At 65.8% G+C, this 22,170-nt stretch carries 22 protein-coding genes; 3 read left to right on the top strand and 19 right to left on the bottom strand.

What is annotated here, in order from left to right:
- Window position 1 precedes the first annotated feature (1 nt).
- Genes ispG through ndk form a run of 5 tightly spaced genes read right to left on the bottom strand, consistent with a single transcriptional unit; the run spans window position 2 to window position 4,820 of the window.
- On the bottom strand, window positions 2-1,294 hold the full coding sequence (ispG, locus tag AB4120_RS20100) for a flavodoxin-dependent (E)-4-hydroxy-3-methylbut-2-enyl-diphosphate synthase (protein WP_149135715.1): 1,293 nt from the start codon (window positions 1,292-1,294) through the stop codon (window positions 2-4).
- A 45-nt stretch (window positions 1,295-1,339) separates the two neighbouring features.
- Complete coding sequence (locus AB4120_RS20095) at window positions 1,340-2,422, bottom strand: helix-turn-helix domain-containing protein (RefSeq protein WP_441642739.1); 1,083 nt, start codon at window positions 2,420-2,422, stop codon at window positions 1,340-1,342.
- Window positions 2,415-3,194, bottom strand: a complete 780-nt coding sequence (pilW, locus tag AB4120_RS20090; protein WP_149135713.1) for a type IV pilus biogenesis/stability protein PilW — start codon at window positions 3,192-3,194, stop codon at window positions 2,415-2,417. The genes AB4120_RS20095 and pilW overlap by 8 nt, the downstream gene beginning before the upstream one ends.
- Window positions 3,191-4,345 carry a 23S rRNA (adenine(2503)-C(2))-methyltransferase RlmN gene (gene rlmN, locus AB4120_RS20085; RefSeq protein WP_149135712.1) on the bottom strand — a complete coding sequence of 385 codons (1,155 nt, stop codon included), beginning with the start codon at window positions 4,343-4,345 and terminating at the stop codon, window positions 3,191-3,193. Before rlmN ends, pilW begins: the two co-directional genes overlap by 4 nt.
- A 49-nt stretch (window positions 4,346-4,394) precedes the next feature.
- Entirely contained in the window at window positions 4,395-4,820 is a 426-nt protein-coding gene (ndk, locus tag AB4120_RS20080; protein ID WP_144200883.1) for a nucleoside-diphosphate kinase, read from the bottom strand.
- 340 nt (window positions 4,821-5,160) lie between these two features.
- Between ndk and AB4120_RS20075 the strand changes: the two genes are divergently transcribed.
- On the top strand, window positions 5,161-5,862 hold the full coding sequence (locus tag AB4120_RS20075; protein WP_144200885.1) for a Bax inhibitor-1/YccA family protein: 702 nt from the start codon (window positions 5,161-5,163) through the stop codon (window positions 5,860-5,862).
- An 85-nt stretch (window positions 5,863-5,947) separates the two neighbouring features.
- Here the strand turns inward: AB4120_RS20075 and rlmD are convergent, their stop codons facing one another.
- Window positions 5,948-7,348, bottom strand: coding sequence for a 23S rRNA (uracil(1939)-C(5))-methyltransferase RlmD (gene rlmD / locus AB4120_RS20070; RefSeq protein WP_441642738.1), 1,401 nt, complete (start codon window positions 7,346-7,348; stop codon window positions 5,948-5,950).
- A 97-nt stretch (window positions 7,349-7,445) separates the two neighbouring features.
- On the opposite strand from rlmD, the gene AB4120_RS20065 reads away from it, so the two are divergent.
- A complete protein-coding gene (locus tag AB4120_RS20065; protein ID WP_149135710.1) occupies window positions 7,446-8,300 on the top strand; it encodes an endonuclease/exonuclease/phosphatase family protein in 855 nt (284 codons plus the stop codon).
- Window positions 8,301-8,343: 43 nt separating this feature from the next.
- Here AB4120_RS20065 and AB4120_RS20060 read toward each other — a convergent pair whose 3' ends face one another.
- Genes AB4120_RS20060 through surE form a run of 5 tightly spaced genes read right to left on the bottom strand, consistent with a single transcriptional unit; the run spans window position 8,344 to window position 12,962 of the window.
- Complete coding sequence (locus AB4120_RS20060; RefSeq protein ID WP_144200889.1) at window positions 8,344-9,186, bottom strand: 3'-5' exonuclease; 843 nt, start codon at window positions 9,184-9,186, stop codon at window positions 8,344-8,346.
- Entirely contained in the window at window positions 9,183-10,358 is a 1,176-nt protein-coding gene (rpoS, locus tag AB4120_RS20055) for an RNA polymerase sigma factor RpoS (protein WP_149135708.1), read from the bottom strand. Before rpoS ends, AB4120_RS20060 begins: the two co-directional genes overlap by 4 nt.
- Before the next feature lie 6 nt (window positions 10,359-10,364).
- The gene (locus tag AB4120_RS20050) at window positions 10,365-11,246 is read right to left on the bottom strand and encodes a peptidoglycan DD-metalloendopeptidase family protein (protein ID WP_149135707.1); all 882 of its coding nucleotides are present in this window, start codon (window positions 11,244-11,246) and stop codon (window positions 10,365-10,367) included.
- A gap of 8 nt (window positions 11,247-11,254) precedes the next feature.
- A complete protein-coding gene (locus tag AB4120_RS20045; RefSeq protein WP_149135706.1) occupies window positions 11,255-12,160 on the bottom strand; it encodes a protein-L-isoaspartate(D-aspartate) O-methyltransferase in 906 nt (301 codons plus the stop codon).
- Window positions 12,161-12,209: 49 nt separating this feature from the next.
- Window positions 12,210-12,962 carry a 5'/3'-nucleotidase SurE gene (gene surE, locus AB4120_RS20040; protein WP_149135705.1) on the bottom strand — a complete coding sequence of 251 codons (753 nt, stop codon included), beginning with the start codon at window positions 12,960-12,962 and terminating at the stop codon, window positions 12,210-12,212.
- A 151-nt stretch (window positions 12,963-13,113) separates the two neighbouring features.
- Between surE and AB4120_RS20035 the strand changes: the two genes are divergently transcribed.
- Window positions 13,114-14,088 carry an NADPH:quinone oxidoreductase family protein gene (locus AB4120_RS20035; RefSeq protein ID WP_092289715.1) on the top strand — a complete coding sequence of 325 codons (975 nt, stop codon included), beginning with the start codon at window positions 13,114-13,116 and terminating at the stop codon, window positions 14,086-14,088.
- A gap of 83 nt (window positions 14,089-14,171) precedes the next feature.
- Here the strand turns inward: AB4120_RS20035 and AB4120_RS20030 are convergent, their stop codons facing one another.
- The 8 genes from AB4120_RS20030 to recR all read right to left on the bottom strand — a co-directional run bounded on the left by AB4120_RS20030 (window position 14,172) and on the right by recR (window position 22,148).
- Window positions 14,172-14,963, bottom strand: coding sequence for an ABC transporter permease (locus tag AB4120_RS20030; protein WP_149135704.1), 792 nt, complete (start codon window positions 14,961-14,963; stop codon window positions 14,172-14,174).
- A 47-nt stretch (window positions 14,964-15,010) separates the two neighbouring features.
- Window positions 15,011-15,823, bottom strand: coding sequence for an ABC transporter ATP-binding protein (locus AB4120_RS20025; RefSeq protein WP_441642737.1), 813 nt, complete (start codon window positions 15,821-15,823; stop codon window positions 15,011-15,013).
- A gap of 106 nt (window positions 15,824-15,929) precedes the next feature.
- Window positions 15,930-16,973 (bottom strand): ABC transporter substrate-binding protein, encoded by a 1,044-nt coding sequence (locus AB4120_RS20020; protein WP_149135702.1) that lies wholly within the window; start codon window positions 16,971-16,973, stop codon window positions 15,930-15,932.
- A gap of 253 nt (window positions 16,974-17,226) precedes the next feature.
- Window positions 17,227-18,204, bottom strand: coding sequence for a Bug family tripartite tricarboxylate transporter substrate binding protein (locus tag AB4120_RS20015; RefSeq protein WP_149135701.1), 978 nt, complete (start codon window positions 18,202-18,204; stop codon window positions 17,227-17,229).
- Window positions 18,205-18,254: 50 nt separating this feature from the next.
- Window positions 18,255-19,223 carry a hydroxymethylglutaryl-CoA lyase gene (locus AB4120_RS20010; protein ID WP_149135700.1) on the bottom strand — a complete coding sequence of 323 codons (969 nt, stop codon included), beginning with the start codon at window positions 19,221-19,223 and terminating at the stop codon, window positions 18,255-18,257.
- On the bottom strand, window positions 19,220-20,416 hold the full coding sequence (locus tag AB4120_RS20005; protein WP_441642736.1) for a CaiB/BaiF CoA transferase family protein: 1,197 nt from the start codon (window positions 20,414-20,416) through the stop codon (window positions 19,220-19,222). The genes AB4120_RS20010 and AB4120_RS20005 overlap by 4 nt, the downstream gene beginning before the upstream one ends.
- 188 nt (window positions 20,417-20,604) lie before the next feature.
- The gene (locus AB4120_RS20000; protein ID WP_092289729.1) at window positions 20,605-21,510 is read right to left on the bottom strand and encodes a LysR family transcriptional regulator; all 906 of its coding nucleotides are present in this window, start codon (window positions 21,508-21,510) and stop codon (window positions 20,605-20,607) included.
- A 23-nt stretch (window positions 21,511-21,533) separates the two neighbouring features.
- Window positions 21,534-22,148, bottom strand: coding sequence for a recombination mediator RecR (recR, locus tag AB4120_RS19995; RefSeq protein ID WP_149135698.1), 615 nt, complete (start codon window positions 22,146-22,148; stop codon window positions 21,534-21,536).
- Window positions 22,149-22,170 lie beyond the last annotated feature (22 nt).

The raw sequence follows: 22,170 nt of genomic DNA, 5'->3' as shown, positions 1-22,170 counted from the left end.
CTCAGGCCACCGATTCTTGTACTTGCTGCGTGGCGCCAGGACCGTAGTGCGTGCGCACGTACTCGTCCACGATGGCCTGGAATTCTTCGGCGATACGTTCGCCGCGCAGCGTCTTTACCTTCACGCCATCGACGAAAACCGGCGCTGCCGGTGACTCGCCCGAGCCCGGCAACGAGATGCCGATATTGGCATGCTTGCTCTCGCCGGGGCCATTCACGATGCAACCCATCACGGCCACATCCATTTCCTCGACGCCCGGATACGCAGTCTTCCACGTCGGCATCTGCTCGCGCAGATACGACTGGATACTGGCCGCGAGTTCCTGGAACGTGGTGCTCGTGGTGCGACCGCAACCCGGGCAGGCAATCACCATCGGCGTGAAGTTACGCAGCCCCATGGTCTGCAGGATTTCCTGCGCCACATAGACTTCCTTCTCGCGCGCCGCGCCCGGTTCCGGGGTCAGCGAGATGCGGATGGTGTCGCCAATGCCTTCCTGCATCAGCACCGACAGCGCAGCCGTCGAGGCCACGATGCCCTTGCTGCCCATGCCGGCTTCGGTCAGGCCCAGGTGCAGCGCGTACTCGCAGCGGCGGGCCAGCTCGCGGTACACCGCGATCAGTTCCTGCACCTGCGAGACCTTGCACGACAGGATGATCTGGTTGCCCGGCAGGCCGATTTCCTCGGCCTTCTGCGCCGACTCGATCGCCGACGTGATCAGCGCCTCGACCATCACGCTCTGCGCACCCCAGGGCACGGCACGGGCGGCGTTCTCGTCCATGATGCGCGCGAGCAGATCCTGGTCCAGGCTGCCCCAGTTCACGCCGATGCGCACCGGCTTCTCATAGCGGCAAGCCAGTTCGATCATTTCGGCGAACTGCTTGTCGCGCTTGACGCCCTTGCCGACGTTGCCCGGGTTGATGCGGTACTTCGACAGCGCCTTCGCGCAATCCGGGTACTCGTGCAGCAGCGTGTGGCCGTTGTAGTGGAAGTCGCCGACCAGCGGCACGTCCACACCCATGCGGTCCAGCTGTTCGCGGATGGCCGGCACGGCGGCGGCGGCCTCGGGCGTATTCACCGTGATGCGAACAATCTCCGACCCGGCGCGTGCCAGTTCCTTGACCTGGATCGCGGTACCGATGGCATCGACCGTGTCCGTGTTCGTCATCGACTGCACGCGAACCGGTGCGCCACCTCCCACGGTGACAATATTGTCGCCCCACACGACGCGCGCCTGGCGCGACTGCCGGCGCGACAACGGACCCGGCAGAACCGGCTGGGAAGCCTTCTCGTTCATAGCGTTACCACCTTGTTGCATCGCTTGATGCGCCACCCGACTGCATCATTGCAGCGTGAGGCGCGCCACATTGTTTCGGTTGGCGGACTGGAAATCGACGGGCGCGCCATTGCGCGTGATCGATTCCACACCCTTTACATTGCCCAGGACCAGCTTGTACGGGCCGCCCGCGCCGCTGCCGGCGGCGGTATCGCCGGCCTTGGCAGTGCCGCCCAGGATGACCTTTCCGGTGCGGTCACGCACCTCGTACCAGGTATCAGCCGAGAAGCGGATCTGGATCGTGCCGTCCGCGGCCGTCGTGGCCGTGGCTGCAGGGGCTGTCTTGGCGGCCTCCGTCACGGGCGGGGGCGTCGTCGCCGCCGGGGCGGGCTTCGTCGCGGCGGCGACGGGCGGCACGGCAGGCGCTGCCGAAGCTGCATCCGAAGTGCTCAATGCGCCACCCGTTGCCAGCGGCAGGCCAGCCACAGTCGTGGGCAGTGCTTCCGACGGCGCTGGCGAATCGTTGCCTGCCATCACCGGCGGCAGCGCTGCGGTCACGGTACCGTCGCCATGGCTCTGGGCTGTGGTGGCATCTTCCGTGACAACAGCGGCGGCCGGCGCTTCCGCAGCGGCCTGCTCGCGCGATTCCCACCACGCACGGGCGTGGTCGAAGCCGAAATAGCCGCCGGCGCCCAGCACCACGAGCACGAAGAACAGCCACACCCAGCGGCCGCCCGCGCCGCTTGAACTCTTCGAGCCAAAGCGCTTGCGGTCGTCGAACGTCTGGTTGATCGCGCCTTCGCGGCGACGCGTGATTTCCTGCACCGGCGCGGTCTGCGCCTGGGCGTGATACCGGCCCAGCAGCGCATCGATATCGATATGGAGCGTACGCGCATAGGCGCGCATCACGCCCTTGGCGAACGTCACGTCAGGCAGGCTCGCCACGTTGCCGGACTCGATGGCCGCCAGCTTGGCCGACGCCACCTTGAGCCGCGCGCTCACGTCCTCCAGCGACAAGCGCTGCGTCTGGCGTGCTTCCTTCAGTTGCGCCCCGATCTCGCGGGCTACAGCCTCGCGGTCGGAGTCTGTCGCGCCACTGCCGACGTGACCCGTCGTCGCAGTTTCCAAGGCGCGCTCTTGTTCACTCATCCCAAGCTCCTCTCTCGTAGGCCGTCAGCTCGCGCGAGTCGGGAAACCGGTTGCGGAGTTGCGATAACAGCGCATTCTGCGTCGCTGTGTCGCCCTGACGGCGTGCAATACGCGCTCCCAGCCAGAGGGATTGCGCGCTGACAAACCGGCTGTTGTTGACCTTGCCGGCGTATTCCTGTGCTTGTGCGAAGTCGCCGCGCTTGTAGTTCAGCAGCGCCAGGTTCGTATTGACCGACGGGTCGCTGCGGTCATAGCCATACGCGGTCTGGAGATTCTTTTCCGCCGCCACCATGTCGCCGTTGCGCAGCTCGCAAGCGCCGAGGTTGGTCAGCGGCTTGACCGGCCCGTTGGCGGACGGCGCCTGCACCGCGCGCTGGAGCGTGGCCTTGCCGTCGGCAAAACGGTTGGTCAGGCAGAGAAACCAACCGTAGTTGTTGAGCACGTCCGGATCGTTGGCACGCATCGAGAGCGCCGTGCGGAAGCTATCCTCCGCCAGCGCGTTCTCGTTCATGCCCATGTAGATCAGCGCGCGCACATGGTAGGCATCCACGGAGGTCGGATCGATCGCGATGGCCTGCTTCACCTCGTCCAACGCCACCGGATACTGGCGCGCGTCAAGATATTGCGTAGCCAGCTGCAGCCGGATGGCGGCGCGGCGGCTCGCTGCGGTCTGGTCGGAGGCGGTCTTGATATCCTGCGACGGCGGGGGCGGCAACGTGCAGGCGGACAACATCATCAGCCCTGACAGGGCTGCGACAATCAGACGGGTCATGCAGGACGGGCCTCCCGAGATTGGCCGGCAGCAACCACCGGCACCAGTGGCGTGATCTTGCCGAACTTGCCGCGCTCGGCCAGACGGGTCCGATCCATGACCTCCCCGGCCAGTTGGCCACAAGCGGCGTCGATGTCGTCGCCGCGGGTCTTGCGGATCGTGGTAACGATGCCCGCGTCCATCAGCACCTGGGCAAAACAGCGGATCTGCTCGTTGTTCGAGCGCTTCAGGCCAGATTCCGGGAACGGGTTGAACGGGATCAGGTTGAACTTGCACGGCACGTCCGCCACAAGCTTCAGCAGTTCCCGCGCATGCTCGACGCCGTCGTTGACGCCATCGAGCATGCAGTATTCGAAGGTGATGAAATCGCGCGGCGCGAACTCGAGGTAGCGGCGGCATGCCGCCATCAGTTCGGCCAGCGGGTACTTCTTGTTGAGCGGGACCAGCACGTCGCGCAGCGCGTCATTCGACGCATGCAGCGATACCGCCAGCGCCACCGGCAGGTCTTTCGACAGACGGTCCATCATCGGCACCACGCCGGAGGTGGACAGCGTGACGCGGCGACGCGAGAGGCCGTACGCGTTGTCATCGAGCATCAGGCGCATGGCCGGCACCACGGCGTCGTAGTTGAGCAGCGGCTCGCCCATGCCCATCATCACCACGTTGGAGATGACGCGATCTTCCTTGGGGCCGCGGCCCAGTTGGGCACGCATGGCGAATTCGGCCATCCAGAGCTGGCCGATGATCTCGCCAGTCGACAGATTGCGCGAGAAACCCTGCTTGCCAGTCGAACAGAACCGGCAGTTGACGGCGCACCCGGCCTGCGAGGACACGCACAGCGTGCCGCGCGTGTCCTCGGGGATGTACACCGTCTCCACCGCGTTGCCGGCGCCCACGTCGAGCAGCCATTTGCGCGTGCCATCGGCCGACACGTTGTCGGTGATGATGGCCGGCGAGCGGATCTCGGCGCGCGTGGCGAGCTTTTCGCGCAGCGACTTGGCGAGATCCGACATGGCGTCGAACTGGCTGGCACCGAACTGGTGGATCCAGCGCTGCAATTGCCGGGCACGGAACGGCTTCTCGCCGAGCTCCCCGCAATAGGCGGTGAGCGCGTCCGCGTCGAGATCGAGCAGGTTGACGAGAGGGTTCATGACGGCAATTCCAGCTTTACTTCAGTACAGGTCGTGATGTCAGGGACAATCAGCGGCCGTAAACGTTCATGCCCGGGAAGAAGAAAGCCACTTCCTGAGCTGCCGTTTCCGCGGCGTCCGAACCGTGCACGGCGTTGGCGTCGATGCTGTCGGCGAAATCGGCGCGGATCGTGCCCTTCTCAGCCTTCTTCGGGTCCGTGGCGCCCATCAGGTCACGGTTCTTGGCAATGGCGTTCTCGCCTTCCAGGGCCTGGATCATCACCGGGCCGGAAACCATGAAGTCCACCAGGTCCTTGAAGAACGGGCGTGCCTTGTGCACGGCGTAGAACTGCTCGGCTTCACCGCGCGACAGGTGAACCATCTTGGCAGCAACGATCTTCAGGCCAGCGGCCTCGAAACGGGCGTAGATCTGGCCGATAACGTTCTTGGCCACGGCATCCGGCTTGATAATCGACAGGGTGCGTTCGATCGCCATGAAAAACTCCGAAAAATGAAGGGGTTACAAATGGATTAAACGTGCAATTCTAGCACGAGACCAAGACGGATTCGAGCGCGTGGCCCGTTCGCCCCGTTGTGAGCCCTGGCGCACGATGTTGCAGCGCAATAAGTAGCTTAAGAAACACTTTTCGGGCGTACTATCGGGGAACGGAAGCGTCGAAGTCTCGTCAAATGTTTGCGAAATCGGAAAACAATCAGGCCAATGGGTTATTGTTAAGACAAAGGCCCTTGCAAAACCGCCTACGCAATGCCACATTGACGCTGTGCCGCCCGGGTCTCACCCGGCGCCTCACCGAACATTGATGACAGGAGTCACCATGAACAACAAGCTGAACACCTACGGTTTCGGCAACAGCGCGGGCGCGACCGATGTCGTTGTCCGCAACCGGGTCCTACGCAACACCTACTGGCTGCTGGCCCTCTCGATGATCCCGACCGTGCTCGGCGCGTGGATCGGCGTGGCCTCCGGCTTCACGCTGATGGCGGGCAGCCCCGGCCTCTCGATCCTGATCTTCTTCGCGGTCGCGTTCGGCTTCATGTATGGCATCGAGAAGACCAAGAACAGCAGCATGGGCGTGGTCCTGCTGCTGGCGTTCACGTTCTTCATGGGCCTGATGCTGTCGCGGCTGATCAGCGCAACGCTGTCGTTCTCGAACGGTCCGGCGCTGATCATGTACGCGTTCGGCGGCACGGCGGCCGTGTTCGCCACGATGGCGTCCATCGCCACGGTCAGCAAGCGCGATTTCTCCGGCATGAGCAAGTTCCTGTTCATGGGCGTGATCCTGCTGATCCTGGCCAGCGTGGCCAACATCTGGCTCCAGATGCCCGCGCTGATGATCACCGTGTCCGTGATCGCGATCGGCATCTTCTCCGCGTACATCCTGTTTGACGTGCAGCGCATCGTGAACGGCGGCGAGACGAACTACATCACCGCCACGCTCGCGATCTACCTCGACGTCTACAACGTGTTCGCGAACCTGCTGGCGCTGCTGGGCATCTTCGGCGGCAACCGCGACTGACGCACGACTCGCAACGTTGCTGCAAACGAAAAAACCGGCCTTCGGGCCGGTTTTTTCATGCTTGCGCGATGGTCATCGCCGTCGGTCAATCACGCTCGAATACCGCAATCGACTCCACGTGCGACGTGTGCGGGAACATATTGACCACGCCGGCGCCGGCCAGCCGATAGCCAGCTTCGTGCACGAGCAGGCCCGCGTCGCGCGCCAGCGTGGCCGGGCTGCACGACACATAGACAATGCGCTTCGGCAGCACATCGCTACCAGCCTGGCTGAGCTCGCCAAGCGCCTTGCAGACCGCCAGCGCACCCTCGCGGGGCGGATCGACGAGCCAGCGATCGAATTGGCCCAGCGCGGCGATATCCTCGGCCGTCACCTCGAACAGGTTGCGGCAGGCAAACGACGTCTTCCCAGCCAGCCCGTTGTACTCGGCATTGGCCAGCGCGCGCGTGGTCAGCACCTCGCTGCCCTCAATGCCCATCACCGCGGCGCCCTGCGTGGCCAGCGGCAGCGTGAAATTGCCGATGCCGCAGAACAGGTCGAGCAGCCGGTCCGTGGGCCGGGCGTCCAGCAGGCGCAGCGCACGGCCGATCAGCACGCGGTTGATCTGGTGATTGACCTGCGTGAAATCGGTCGGTTTGAACGGCATGCGGATGCCGAACTCAGGCAGCGTGTAAGCCAGTTCCTGGTCTGCCGGATAGAACGGATAGACCGTATCCGGACCCTTCGGCTGGAGCCAGAACTGCACGCCGTGGCGGTCGGCGAATGCGCGCAGCAGATCCTTGTCGGCATCGGTCAGCGGCTCGAGGATGCGCAGCACCAGCGCCGTCACCTCCTGCCCCACGGCGAGTTCGATCTGGGGCATGCGGTCACGGATCGACAACCCCGAGACCAGCTCGCGCAGCGGCACCAGCAGCGCGGACACATGCGGCGGCAGGATCTCGCAGCGCGTTATGTCGGCCACGTAGCTGCTCTTGCGCTCGTGGAAGCCCACCAGCGCCCCACCCTTCTTCGCCACATAGCGCACGGTCAGCCGTGCGCGGTAGCGATAGCCCCAGTCGGGCCCGGCGATTGGACGGAATACGACGTCCGGCCGGACCTTCGACAGATGCCAGAGATTGTCTTCCAGCACGCGCTGCTTGATGGCCAGCTGCGCGCGGGCGTCCAGGTGCTGCATCGAGCAACCGCCGCACACGCCGAAATGCTGGCAGCCTGGCTCCACGCGCATCACCGACGCCCGCTTTACCTCAACCAGATGGGCCTGCTCGTAGCTCGGCTTGCGGCGGAAACTGCGATAGCTGACCGTCTCGCCTGGCAGCGCGCCTTCGACGAAGATCACCTTGCCCGGCGTGCCATCCTCATTGATCAGGCGGCCGACGCCGCGCGCCTCCATGTCGAGGCTTTCGATCTTGACAATCGGTTCGGGAGACGCCGGAGTTGTGGCGGAAGCGACACTCGACTGCGTCGCCGGGTGGGCGGGTGAAGACACGGCTTGAGACACCAGTGGGACCTGACGTATTGTTTTGCGAAAGCGCGATTGTATTCCAGTCACGGCGCCAGACGGCTGCCGCAATTCAAGGAAGGCGATGGAACTGATTACGTGGAATATCCAATGGGGGCGCGGGGCGGACGGCAAGGTCGACCTCGCCCGCATCGTCGACACCATGCAGGGCATGGCCGATGCCGATGTGATCTGCCTGCAGGAGGTCACACGCGGTTTCACCGACATGGCCGGCAACCCCAGCCGGGACCAGGTGGCGGAGCTGACCGCGCTGCTGCCCGGCTATCGCGTCATCTTCGCGCCGGGCGTCGATCGCACTGGAAACGATGGCAGCCATCGCCAGATCGGCAACGTAGTGGCCACGCGGCTGGCGGTGCGGGAGGTCTTCCGCCACGCGCTGCCTTGGCCAGCCGACCCGGAAGTGGCGTCGATGCCACGTGTCGCGCTCGACGTCACGGTGCAGATCGGCGCGCGGCGCCTGCGTGTGATCTCCACGCATCTGGAGTTCTATTCGAAGCTGCAACGCGAAGCCCAGGCCGTCGCCCTGCGCGCGTGGCACAAGGAGGCGTGCGACCACGCCCGTCGGCCCGGCAAGTCGGAATCACGCCCCGGCCCGTTCACGCCGGAGCCCCGGCCGATGGAAGCGATCCTGTGCGGCGACTTCAACGCCAAGCCGGAAGATGTGGCCTACCGCACCATGCTGGAGCGATATCCGGATGCCACGCCGAACTGGCACGACGCGTGGGTCCACACCCATCCGGGCCAGCCTCATGCGCCGACCTGCGCCCTCTATGACAAGAAGCAATGGCCAGAGCCGCCCTTCGCGTGCGATTTCGTCTTCGTGACGGAGAATTTGCTCGCCGATGTGCAACGTTGCGAAGTCAACGGCGAGACCGATGCCTCGGACCACCAGCCCATCCACCTGACACTGGACGCCTAGCGGCGTCATAATTTGGCGTCGTAATTCGGCGTAGTAATCGGGCCTAGATCTCGGGCTCTTCCTCGTCCTCGGGGCTCATCGGCTGAAGCTGGAAGGCGCGCAGGTACTGCATCCACTGCTCGCCCGGCAACTCGGCCAGCGACTCCTGCACCAGCGACACTTCCATGTCGAACTCGCGCGGCGTCAGCCCGCCGCGCATCAACTGGAAGCGGCAGTACATCAGGTAGGTGTTGACGACGTCAGTCTCGCAATAATCGCGAATCGCGGCGAGCTGGCCTTGCTGGTAGGCCTCCCACACCTTGCTGCCGTCCATTCCCATCTTGCCCGGGAAGCCGCACAGCTTGGCCAGGTCGTCGAGCGGTGCGCTGGCCCGTGGCTGGTACATCGCCAGCAGGTCCATCAGGTCCAGATGCCGCATGTGATAGCGGCTGATGTAGTTGTTCCACTTGAAGTCGCGGCTGTCGTCGTCGCGGCCCTCGCCCATTTCCCAGTAGCGCGGCGCGCTGACACCGTTGATCAGTCCACGATAATGGAGCACGGGCAGGTCGAAACCACCGCCATTCCACGACACCAGTTGCGGGCTGTAGCGCGCAATCAGTTCGTAGAATTTCTGGATCAGCGTGGCCTCACCGTCCTCGAGCGTGCCGAGCGAGCCGACATGGAACACGGCGGAGCCATCCCGCTGCGTGCGGCGCAGCACGCAGGAAATAGCGGCCACGCGCTGCAGGTGGTGCGGCAGGAAATCGGAGCCGGTCTTGTCCCGGCGGGCGGCAAACGCATGCTCGGCGACTTCGGCGTCGCTCATCGATGCGGGATGCTCATGCAAACGGCGCAGGCCGGCGACATCGGGAATCGTCTCGATGTCGAATACCAGCACAGGGGTCATAAAACGGCGTCCTTCCTGACACCTTGCGAAGCGAAATGCCGCTTGAGCTTGACCAGCGCTTCCTGCTGGATCTGGCGCACGCGCTCGCGCGTCAGACCCATTTCCTCGGCCAGCTCTTCAAGCGTGGCCGGCTCGATGTGGTTCAGGCCGAAGCGGCGCTCCACCACATAGCGATGCTTCTCCGACAGGCGGGCCAGCCAGAGTTTCATCAGGTTTTCCAGTTCGCGGTGGGCCACTTCCTGGTCGGGCGCGGCGTTGTGCTCGTCGGAAAGGAAATCGAGCAGGCTGGAGCCCGGGTCGAGATCGAACGGCGTATCGAGCGAGGTGGTATGTTCATTGAGTGCCAGCACGTCCTGCACCTCGTCAGGCGTCTTTCCGAGGAGATGTGCAATGTCCTCGAGGCTGGCGTCGCGGCCATCGGTGCCACCTTTTTCAAGATGACGCTTGGCACGCAGTACCTGGTTGAGCTCGCGGATCACGTGCACCGGCAACCGCACCGTGCGGGCCTGGTTCATGATCGCGCGCTCGATGCTCTGGCGGATCCACCACGTGGCATAGGTGGAAAAGCGAAAACCACGGGTCGGATCAAACTTCTCGATGGCATGCATCAGGCCGAGGTTGCCTTCCTCGATCAGATCGAGCAGCGGCACGCCACGATTCAGATAGCCCTTGGCGATGCTCACCACGAGGCGCAGGTTGCGCTCGATCATCACCTGCCGCGCGGAGAAATCCCCGCCCTTGGCCAGGGTGGAGAAATGGAGCTCCTCCGGCGCGGACAGCAGCGGCTTGATGCTGATGCGGTTCAGGTAGTGCTGGACGGTGTCGGCCGCGAGTTCCGTGTGGAGCACGGTCTTGAAGTCGTCGTGCTCGGGCGCGGCCTCGGCGGCTTCCTCTTCCTCTTCCTCGTCCTCGGCCTCCTCGTCGTCGCCCTCGTCGGCGGCGGCGATATCTACGCGCAGGTCAGTGGAGAGATCGGTGTCACGCAGGCCGGCACGCGCAACGGGCGTGATCGGCTCGTCGGTAGCCGGGACCATTTCGGCGGCAGGATCGTCGCCAAAGACCTCGGCGTCCACCACGTCGGCAGATTTCGCCACACCAGCCTTTCCTTCCGGCTGCTTGGGACGACGGGTCCTGCTGACAACTCCGGATGAGACAGTTTTCTGGCGTGGCATGAAACCTCACTGTGGCGGCAGATACCGCATCGGATCGACCGGTTTTCCGTTCTTGCGAACCTCAAAGTGCAGCTTGACCCTGTCAGTATCACTGTTACCCATTTCGGCAATCTTCTGGCCCTTGCGGACCATTGACTGCTCTGCCACCAGCACCTTGTCGTTATGACCGTAGGCGGTGAGATACGTGTCGTTGTGTTTGATGATGACAAGATTCCCGTAGCCGCGCAAGGGGCCTACGTGAATCACCCTACCCTCGTCGGCAGCGAGCACGGCATCGCCTTTTTTACCAGCGATATCAATGCCTTTGTTACCTTTGTCATCAAATTTCCCAATCAGCTGACCGCTGGCCGGCCAGGACAGGCGCACGTCGCCAGCCGGGGCCGAAGCCGCTGCCGCCGCCGATGCACCGGCCGAGGGCGTGGCGGCCGGCACCGAGGCCGCCGCAGTGGTGCCGGAGGGGGTTCCCACAGGGGTGCCGACCGGGCGCGCAGCGTCAATCGGCTGCGACTGTACCGTGCCAGGCGCCACCGGCACCGTAGCTACGCCCGGAGCCGCGTTCGGGTCGGCGCTCGGCGGCACGACGCGCAGCAGTTGCCCCACCTCGATCTGATTCGCGTTACCGATATTGTTCCAGGACGCCACGTCGCGATACGACTGACCGTTCTCGAGCGCGATACGGTAAAGGGTATCGCCTCGCTTCACCCGATAGTATCCAGGCGGAGTGGGCTCCACTGGCGCGGCGCCCTGTCCACCTGCGGTGGAGGTGCGGTCCACCACCGGGGCGGGCATGGGCGAATTGGCGCAGGCGGCCAGCAGGGCGACGAGCGCGGTGACGGTGAAACGTTGTCCCAAACGTGCGAAATGTTCCGATTTCACGATGTTGTGCATAGTTCGACTCAGATGGTGCCCGATTTTAAGGGCACAAAGAAAACGGCTTCAAGCGCGGTCCTGTGAAACCGATGCCGGTTCAGGCGCTCGATCAGCAAGAGTTGCTGGGTGACGGTCTGGCCGGGGCCGCCCGGGGCGGATGCCACCACCGGGGCGATCAGCCGGCCGCCAATCGCGAGTTGCCCGAGCAGCGCCTCGGGCACGTCCATCCCGGCGGCGGCCAGGATGATGGCGGAAAACGGTGCGGCCTGCGGCAGCCCGAGCATGCCATCGCCGTAGTGCAGGCGGATGTTGGGCACGCGCAGCGGGCGGAGGTTCGCCTTCGCCTGTTCGTGTAGCGGACGAATCCGTTCGATAGAGAACACTTCCTGCGCGACGAGGCTCAGCACGGCGGCCTGATAACCGCAGCCGGTGCCGATTTCCAGCACCCGCGCAAGCGGCTGGTCCGGCGTAAGACCCTCGCGCAGCAGTTCGATCATGCGCGCCACCACCGACGGCTTGGAGATGGTCTGCTGATGGCCGATTGGCAACGCAGCGTCCTCGTAGGCTTGCGAGGCCAGCCCCGGCTCCATGAACAGGTGGCGCGGCACCGTGGCGATGGCGCTCAGCACGCGCTCGTCGCGGATGCCGCCGGCGCGCAACCGCGCCGCCAACGCGGTGCGGGCGCGGTCGGACGCCATGCCGCCCCCGCCCGCCGTGGCCGCCGAGGCACGCGCCTCCACGGCGCTGCCCGGTGGCGGCGGCGCCGCAGGCGGTGCGGCAGGCTTGCGTGGCTTGACGGTCGCCGGCGCGGGCGCGGCCACGTGCCGCCCGCCCACGGCGGGCAGGCCGGCCGTGCGCTTGGGCGCGGGCTTGCGTTCGACCACCGCATCGAGCGGCAGCGGAAAGCGGGATCGGCGCGGCGTGGTGCTCATCGGCGCAATACCGGAATCGAAGACTGGAGGGCTGACGCGAACGGCACGCCTACCCCAGCCACTGTCCGAGTTGTTCGAGCTGCGCGCGATGGGTGAGGTCGAGCTGCAACGGCGTCAGCGAGACAAACCCATTGGCGGTGGCGTGGAAATCGGTGCCTTCGCTCGCGTCACGCGCGTCGCCGGCCGGGCCGATCCAGTAGTTGGTATCGCCGCGCGGGTTCACCTGCGTGATGACCGGCTGCGAAGGATGGCGCTTGCCGAGGCGCGTGGCGCGCTGGCCCTTCAGATGCTCGAACGGCAGGTTCGGGATGTTGACGTTGAGCAGGAACGGCTCCTGGGGCGGGCGGGCGATCACGCGCTCCACGATCTCGCGCGCCACGCGCGCGGCGGCGTCCAGATGCTCCCAGCCCTTGTCCACCTGCGAGAACGCGATGGACGGAATGCCGAACAGGTAACCCTCGATGGCGGCGGCCACGGTGCCCGAGTACAGGACGTCCTCGCCCATGTTCTGGCCCTGGTTGATGCCGGACACCACCAGGTCGGGGCGATCGTCCAGCAGGCCGGTCAGTGCCACGTGCACGCAGTCGGTGGGCGTACCATTGATGAAACGGAAACCCTTCTGCACGCCCTCGCGCGCCTCGAAGACCGAGAGCGGGCGTTGCAGCGTGAGCGAATTCGATGCACCGCTATGGTTCTGCTCGGGCGCGATCACCGTCACGCGCGCAAGCGGAGCGAGCGCGGCATGCAGAACGGCAAGTCCCGGCGCGAGATAACCGTCGTCGTTGGCGAGAAGGATATGCATGGCCGCGATTGTACCCGAGCAAAGCGGCCATCGCGGCACCAAAACGGCGTGGAACCGCCGTCCGCCGCGAACAGAACGATCGTGCTTTTTTGCGCTACACTTCCCGGAGCGCAGACCATCGCCACACCACAACACCACCACCGGAGACAAGATGAAAGCCGTACTCTGCAAAGCCTGGGGCCCGCCCGATTCCCTTTCGCTCGACACCCTGCCGGACCTCGTGCCCGGCGATGGCGAGGTCGTCATCGACGTCAAGGCCGCCGGCGTCAACTTTCCCGACGTGCTGATCATCCAGAACAAGTACCAGGCCAAGCCGGCGCTGCCTTTCTCGCCCGGTTCGGAGCTGGCCGGCGTGGTCAACGCGGTGGGCGCGGGCGTGACGCACGTCAAGCCCGGCGACAAGGTCATCGCCTATCTCGGCAACGGTGCCTTCGCCACGCAGGCCAAGGCCCCCGCGAGCGCCGTGGTGCCGATGCCGCCCGGTATCGACTTCGACGTGGCCGCCGCCTTCACGCTGACCTATGGCACCTCCCACCACGCCGTGGTGGACCGGGGCGAACTGAAGGCTGGCGAGACGATGCTGGTGCTGGGCGCGGCCGGTGGCGTGGGCCTGGCGGCCATCGAGATCGGCAAGGCGATTGGCGCGCGGGTGATCGCGGCGGCGTCCACGGACGAGAAGCTGGCAGTCTGCAAGGAGCACGGCGCCGACGCGCTGATCAACTACAGCACGGAAGACCTGCGCGAACGCGTCAAGGCATTGACCGATGGCAAGGGCCCGGATGTCATCTATGACCCGGTCGGGGGGATTTACGCCGAGCCGGCCTTCCGCTCGATCGGCTGGCGCGGCCGCTACCTCGTGGTGGGCTTCGCCAACGGCGAGATCCCGAAGATGCCGCTGAACCTGGCGCTGCTCAAGGGTGCCTCGCTGGTCGGCGTGTTCTGGGGCGATTTCGCCCGTCGCGAGCCGCGTAACAACCAGGCCAATATGGCGCAGATGCTCGGCTGGATGAAGGAAGGCAAGATTCGCCCGCACATCTCGGCCCGCTATCCGCTGGAGCAGGCGCCGCAGGCGCTGAAGGACATGGAAGCGCGCAAGGTGACCGGCAAGATCGTCATCATGCCGTAACGCTTCGCCGCCCTCCCCCGGCCTGTCCGTTATCTGGACATCGGCCGGGGAAGGGCGAATTCAACAACGTTTAACGCAGAATTTCAGAGTTTTTCGGTCTCACCCGAACTCGGCTGCCACTTCATCAGCCGCTTCTCCCCCACCGTCACCATCCAGTCCAGCACCAGCGCGCAGCCGGTCAGGACCACGATGCCCGCGAACACCGTGTTGATGTCGAACGTGCCTTCGGCCTGGAGAATCAGGTAGCCCACGCCGCGCGCGGAACCCAGGTACTCGCCCACCACCGCGCCCACGAACGCCAGGCCCACCGAGGTGTGCAGCGACGAGAACACCCAACTCGTGGCGCTGGGCAGGTACACATGGCGCAGCAGCTGCTTCTGGTTCGCGCCGAGCATGCGCGCGTTGGCCAGCACCACCGGGCTCACTTCCTTCACGCCCTGGTAGACGTTGAAGAAGACGATGAAGAAGACCAGCGTCACGGCCAGCGCCACCTTCGACCAGATCCCCAGCCCGAACCAGACCGCAAAGATGGGCGCCAGGATCACGCGCGGCATCGAGTTGGCCGCCTTCACATAGGGATCGAGCACCGCCGAGGTGAACGGGCTCAACGCCAGCCACAGCCCCACGCCCAGCCCGGCCACCGTGCCGATGCCGAAGGCCAGCACCGTCTCCAGCAGCGTCACGCCCAGGTGAATATAGATGTCGCCCTCGACGATGAACCAGCTCCAGATGCGCTTCGCCACCATCAGCGGCTCGCCGAAGAAGAACGCCACCTGTTGCGAGCGCGTGGCCGCATGCCACACCCCCAGGATCACCACCAGCACCAGCAGCTGCCACACACGCAGCATGCCCTTAGAATCCGCTCGGAAAGCCATATCGTTGTTCTACGAGTTTTTGTATCGTCAGAGAGAGTTCATGCAGGTCAGGCGACCTTGCGCTGCTGCGCGTAGCCCTTGAGCACTTCCTCGCGCAGCACGTCCCAGATGGCGGCGTGCAGCTCCACGAAGCGTGGATGATTGCGAACTTCCGCCACGTCGCGCGGACGCGGCAGGTCGATCGCAAATTCGCCAATCGGATGGGTGCCCGGGCCGGCCGACAGCACCACCACGCGGTCACTCATGGCGATGGCCTCGTCCAGGTCGTGCGTGATGAACAGCACGGCCTTGCGCTTGGCGGCCCAGAGGTCCAGCACCTCGTTTTCCATCAGCTGACGGGTCTGGATGTCCAGGGCCGAGAACGGCTCGTCCATCAGGATGATGTCCGGGTCCAGCACCAGCGTCTGCGCCAGGCTCACGCGCTTGCGCATGCCGCCCGAGAGCTGGTGCGGGTAACGGTCGCCAAACCCGCCCAGACCCACGCGGCGCAGCCATTCCTCGCCCTGCGCCTCGGCCTCGGCGCGCGGCACGCCACGGAATTCCAGGCCGGCAATCACGTTGTCCAGCGCGCTGCGCCACGGCATCAGCGCCTCGGACTGGAACATGTAGCCGGCGCGGCGATTGATGCCGACCAGCGGCTCGCCGAACACGCGCACGGCGCCGCTGGAAGGCTCCAGCAGGCCGGCGCCGACGTTCAGCAGCGTGGACTTGCCGCAGCCGGTGGGGCCCACCACCGAGACGAACTCGCCGGGCTGGATGGACAGCGTGACATCGCGCACGGCGGTGTAGCGCTGGCCGCGGTCCTCGCGCGAGACGAAGGTGCAGGTAACGTTTTCGAGGGAAAGTGCGGGCGTGCTCATTGCTCGAAGAAAACTCGTCGAAATACTGGACTCAGAGAAAACACAAGCCCGCCGAGCGGCATGCGCGCGGCGGGCGGCGTGAAGGCGGGGTTCGCTGGCTTGCCGCTTATTTATACTTGGCGTTGGCGCGCTGGACGAACGTGTTCGTAAACGTGTTCTCGAGCTTGATCGGCTTGCCCTTCAGCTCCGGATCGAACTGCTGCAAGGTGTTCAGCGCCGTCTTGGGGCCATCGGCCGGCATCATGCCGTCCGGCGAGATGGCTTCCTTGACCTGCTCCCAGGCCGCCAGGTAGAGCGCGCGGTCGCCCAGCAGGTAGCTCTCGGGCACGGTTTTTACGATGTCCGACGGGCCAGCCTTCTGCAGCCACTTGAGCGCGCGGACCATGGCGTTCGTCATCGCCTGCGTGGTGTTGGGGTTCTGCTGGATGAACGCGGTCGAGGCATACAGGCAGCCCGACGGCATATTGCCGCCGAACACCGCCTGGGTTTCCTTGAGCGTGCGGGTGTCCGAGGCAATCTTCACCTCGTTCTTCTGCGTCAGCATCGACACCACGGGGTCCAGGTTGGCCATCGCGTCGATCTGGCCCGAGCGCATGGCGGCCACCGCGCCAGCGCTGGCGCCCACGCCGATGAACGACACGTCCGACGGCTTCAGGCCCGACTTGGCCAGCACGAAGTTGGCCATCATGTTGGTCGAGGAACCCGGCGCGGTCACGCCAATCTTCTTGCCCTTCAGGTCGGCAATCGACTTGAAGTTCGGCATCGTCTTGTTCGACACCACCAGCACGATCTGCGGCGCGCGGCCCTGGAGCACGAATTCCTGGTACTGCTGGCCCTTGGCCTGCAGGTTGATGGTGTGCTCGTAGGCGCCGGACACCACGTCCGCGCTACCGCCGACCACGGCCTGGAGCGCCTTGGCGCCGCCGGCGAAGTCGACGATCTCCACGTCCAGGCCCTCTTCCTTGAAGTAGCCCAGGCGCTCGGCAATCGTCAGCGGCAGGTAATAGAAGAGATTCTTGCCCCCCACGGCGATGGTCACCTTGGTCTTCTCGGGCTTGCCCTGCGCCTGCGCGCTGCCAAAGGTGAACCAGCCGGCCAGGAACAGGGCCAGTGCGATCAGCGCCCGCTTCCAGAATGTCTTGTCGTACATGAGATGCTCTCCTACCTGACTACCTGTTTTTGTTTGTGGCGTGCCGCCTTGCGGCAATTTGCGATGCTACCGGCCGCTGCCGGCGCCCGCATCGGGATCAACACCTAGCGGACGATGCAGACATTTGGCGGACATTGGGGGGCCAATGCGATGGCCAGCCCGTAAACGCAGCGCGGCGGCGCACAGTGTACGTGCGCCGCCTTTCGATCACCTTGCCATGGTCGGAATGTCTGGCTCCGTGGCCTGCTCCGCGTTACTCAGCGTGGATGTCGGCGGACTTGATGACCTTGCCCCAGCGCGTCAGTTCGGCACGCTGGTACTGGTCCAGCTGCTGCGGATTCATGTAGCGCGCCTCGGCGCCCAGTTCCTCGGCCTTCTTGCGGAAGGCGTCGGACTTCATGATCTTCTCGATCTCCGAGGTCAGCTTGTCGATGACGGGCTTCGGCGTGCCGGCCGGCGCGTACATGGCGAACCACGACGACACGTCCAGGTCAGGGTAGCCGGCTTCCGGCGCCGACGGCACATCCTTCAGGCTCGGCAGGCGCGTCTTGCTGGTCACCACCAGCGGGCGCAGCTTGCCGGCGGCGATATGGCCCATCAGCGGCGGCGGCGTGGTGATGGTCAGGTCGACGTTGCCGCCCAGCAGGTCGGTCATCGCCGGACCGGTGCCCTTGTATGGCACATGGGTGATCTTCGTGCCGGCCTGCAGGTTCAGCAGTTCCGTGGACACGTGCTGGAGCGACCCATTGCCCGACGACGCGTAGTTCAGCTTGCCCGGATTGGCCTTGGCGTAGGTCACCAGTTCCTTGAGCGAGTGGACCGGCAGGCTCGGGCGCACCACCAGCACTTGCGGGGCCGACAGCAGGTTCGCCACGGGCGCGAAGTCCTTGACCGGGTCCCACGGCTGCTTGGTCAGCAGCGGCGTGATGACGTGGTAGCCCGAGTACTGCACCAGTAGCGTGTACCCATCCGGCTTGGCGCGCTGCACAGCTTGCGCGGCGATGGTGCCGTTGCCGCCGGGCTTGTTGTCGACCACGACCGACTGACCGAGCGCCTTGGACAACGGCTCCGAGATCAGGCGAGCGGCGATATCCGTCGTGCCGCCGGCGGCGGCGGACACCACCAGCATCACCGGCTTGTTGGGATAGGTGCCGTCCTGCGCCTGGGCGGCAGGTACGAATGCCATGCCAGCCAGCAGCGCGGCGGCCGTCAGTTGAGTCTTGCGGTTCATGGTTGTCTCCGTGCTTGTTATATAGGGAATCAAAAAAACCGGGTCCGGGCTCACTGCCCGGCGAAGTGCTCCGCCATCCAGGCCGGCGGTTGATGGGTGCGCAGGCGCGGGCCGGCGCGCAGCAGCTGGCTGGAAATCTCCCGTTCAACCAGCGCCGGCAGGCCGCCGACCACGGCCAGCAGGCCGTCCAGGTCCACGCCGGTGTCCACGCCCATCGACGCGAACATGTGGACGAGTTCCTCGGTGCTGACATTGCCGCTCGCGCCGGGCGCGTACGGGCAGCCGCCCAGGCCGCCGGCAGCCGCGTCGAAGCGCGTGACGCCGGTCTGCCAGGCCGCGATGGCATTGGCCAGGCCCATGCCGCGCGTGTTGTGGAGATGGATGGTCAGCCCGGTCTGCGGCAGCGCGCGCTGGAACGCCTCGCACATCGCCGCCACCTGGTTGGGGTAGGCCATGCCCGTAGTATCACACAAAGTGATGCCAGACGCACCCGCATCGGCAAATCGACGCGCCAGGGCCATCACGTCGGCCTCGGGGATATCCCCTTCGAACGGGCAGCCGAACACGGTGGACAGCGACACGTTCACTGGCACGCCAGCCTTGCCGGCCTCGTCGATCATCGCCGTCAGCTGCGCCTTGGACTGCTCGCGCGTCATACGCAGGTTGGCGCGGTTGTGGGTCTCGCTGCACGACATGACCAGGTTCACCTCGTCCGGCCGGCACGACAGCGCGCGCTCCAGCCCGCGCAGGTTCGGCACGAGCACCGTGTAGGCCACGCCCGGCACGCGCTCGATCTGGTGCATCACCGCCTCGGCATCGGCCAGCGCGGGAATGGCGCGGGCCGATGTGAACGAGGTGGCCTCGATGCGCGCGAAGCCGCAGTGGGCCAGCGCATTGACGAAGGCAACCTTGCCTTCGGTCGGCACCACCACGGGCTCGATCTGCAGGCCGTCGCGCGGTGCGACGTCATTGATTTCGATCTTGGCCGGCCCGGCCAGCGGATAACGTTGGGCACTCATGCAATCACTCCTCGGGCGCGCAGGTCGGCAATGGCAGCCGCGTCAAAGCCGGATTCGGCCAGCACGGCATCGGTATGCTCGCCCAGCGTGGGCGCGCGGTCATGGATGGCGCCAGGGTTGGCGGACAGCTTCGGGATGATGCCCGGCACCTCCACGCTGAGCCCACGGGCCGACGTCACGGTCTCGATCACGCCGCGCGCCCGGTAGTGCGGGTCTTCAGCGATGTCCTTGACCGTGTAGATGCGGCCGGACGGCACATCGGCCTCGCGCAGCACGACCAGCGCGGACTCCACAGTCTGGGTCTGGGTCCAGGCGGCGATGGCGGCATCGATCTCGTCCACACGCTTCACGCGGCCGTCGTTGCGGGCCAGCGCGGGGTCTTCGCCGAGGTCCGGGCGGCCCATCGCTGCCATCAGGCGGCGGAAGATCGCGTCGCCATTGGCGGCAATCAGCACGTATTCGCCGCAACCGCAGGGATAGGCGTTGGACGGCGCGATGCCCGGCAGCGCGCCGCCGGCCGGCTGGCGCACGGCGCCAAAGGCCGAGTATTCAGGCAGCAGGCTTTCGCTGAGGTTGAACAGCGACTCATAGAGCGCCACGTCGATCACCTGCCCCACCCCGCCGCGCGCGTCGCGCTCGTACAGGGCCAGCAGCACGCCCAGGGCGCCGTGCAGGCCGGCGATGGTATCGCCCAGCGAGAGCCCGGCGCGCACCGGCGGCCGGCCCGGCTCACCGGTCAGGTAGCGCAGCCCGCTCATGGCCTCGGCCACGGCAGCGAAGCCGGGTTCGTCCCGGCGCGGGCCGGTCTGGCCGTAGCCGGACACCCGCACCATGATCAGCTTCGGATTGGCGGCGTGGAGTACATCCCAGCCCAGACCCCACTTTTCCATGGTGCCGGGGCGGAAATTCTCGATCAGGACATCGGCCTCGGTAGCCAGCTTGCGCACCAGCGCCTGGCCTTCCGCCTGACGGAGGTCGATGGCGATGGACTGCTTGTTGCGCGACTGCGCTTCCCACCAGACCGAGGTATCCTCGTGCAGCATACGCCACTTTCGTAGTGGGTCGCCCTGCCCAGGCGGCTCCACCTTGACCACGCGGGCGCCAAAATCCGCGAGGGTCTTGGCGGCAAAGGGGCCGGCAATCAGTTGTCCCAGTTCCAGGACGCGAATGCCTTCGAGAATCTGTTGCGCCATGTGAGCGTGTCTCCGTGATGACCGTGGATGCCGCGCCGCATCACCTGCGGGACTGGCTTTTCATGTTGGGTCGGAGTGTGCACCAGCGGCGCGGGCGACGGAATCGGCATTCCGGCAAGCGGGCTTTCTCGGAACGCGAAGGGGCGGGGTTACCCGGGGGTCGCCCCGGGGATGACACCGGGGTGACGCTAGAACGGTGCGCGGTCGCCGCAGAGATGGGTGATGAGCAACCGCGCCGACACCGTCAGCCCGGCGGGATCGCGCATGCCGATCAGCAGCGAGCGGCGTGCCCAGGCGTCCTGCAGCGGCACCAGCGACAGCCCCATCGACTTGACGTGCGGCTCGGCCGCGATGCGCGGCAGCACGCCCACGCCCAGCCCGGCCATGACCATGCGGCACATCGCGTCGAAGCTGCGCACCTGGATGCGCAACCGGAACTGCCGCTCCAGCCGGCTGCTTTCCTCGAGCAGCCGCGCCGCCAGCGAGGTCACCTGCGGCAGGCTCACGAAGTCGTATTCGAGCGTATCGGCGTAATGCACGGGCCCGCGCTCGGACAGCGGGTGCCCGGGTGGCGTGATGATAACCAGCTCGTCCTGCCGGTATTCCACGGTCACCAGTCCGGAACTTGGCGTGCGATCAGCGAAGATGCCGACATCGGCGCGGTTTTCGACCAGCGCCGCGACGATCTCGCTGCTGTTCTGCTCCTCCAGCTCGATGCGGATGGTCGGGTGCTGGCGCATGAACGCCGCAAGGTCGTCCGGCAGGAACTGCGTGATGGCCGAGGTATTGGCGCACACGCGCACCTGCCCGCGCACGCCGGACGCGTAGTCCGACATCACGCCGGCCATGCGTTCCACGTCCTGGAGGATGGTCAGCGCATGGTGGTAGCAGGCCTGGCCCGCCTCGGTCAGTTGCACGCCGGCGGCGTGGCGGAAGAACAGCGGCGCGCCCACGGCGGCCTCGAGATCGGAAATCCGCTTGCTGGCGGCTGCCACGGCCAGGTGCGACTGGCGCGCGCCGGCCGAGATACTGCCCTGCCGGGCCACGGCCACGAACAGGCCAAGCGTCACGAGGTCGAAGCGCGCCAGATTCATGTTTGTCCGAAGGGGTCCGATACCTACAGGCTGCGCCGATCCATGACAGCGCGGGCGATGGTGCCCGCGTCCACGTATTCGAGTTCGCCGCCCACGGGCACGCCGCGCGCCAGCCGCGACACCTTGAGCCCGCGCGCCTTCAGCATCTCGCCGATGTAGTGCGCGGTGGCCTCGCCCTCGCTCGTGAAATTGGTGGCCACGATGACCTCGCTCACCGGTCCGCCGAGTTCGGGGTCCGTGGCGCGGGCCAGCAGCCGGTCCAGGTGGATGTCCTTCGGGCCGATGCCGTCGAGCGGCGAGAGCCGTCCCATCAGCACGAAATACTGGCCGCGATAGGTCAGCGTCTGCTCGATCATCACCTGGTCGGCCGGGGTCTCGACCACGCAGAGCAGCGAGGCGTCGCGCGCGGTGTCGCGGCACGTCTCGCAGATCTCCTGCTCGGTGAAGGTGTTGCAGCGCTCGCAATGACGGATGCCGTCGGCGGCGCCGCGCAGCGCGTCGCCAAGCTTGCGCGCGCCGTCGCGGTCGTGCTGCAGCAGGTGATAGGCCATGCGCTGGGCGGACTTCGGCCCCACGCCGGGCAGCACCTTGAGCGCCTCGATCAGCGCCTGCAGCGAGGTGGGCGGCGCCGCTCTCATTGGCGCGCCCCTGTCTGATGCG

The sequence above is a fragment of the Cupriavidus sp. 2KB_3 genome (assembly GCF_052115685.1).
GTDB classification, from domain to species: Bacteria; Pseudomonadota; Gammaproteobacteria; order Burkholderiales; family Burkholderiaceae; genus Cupriavidus; species Cupriavidus campinensis.
Note: the sequence above shows the minus strand (reverse complement) of the source record. Positions and strands in the feature narration are given on the sequence as shown.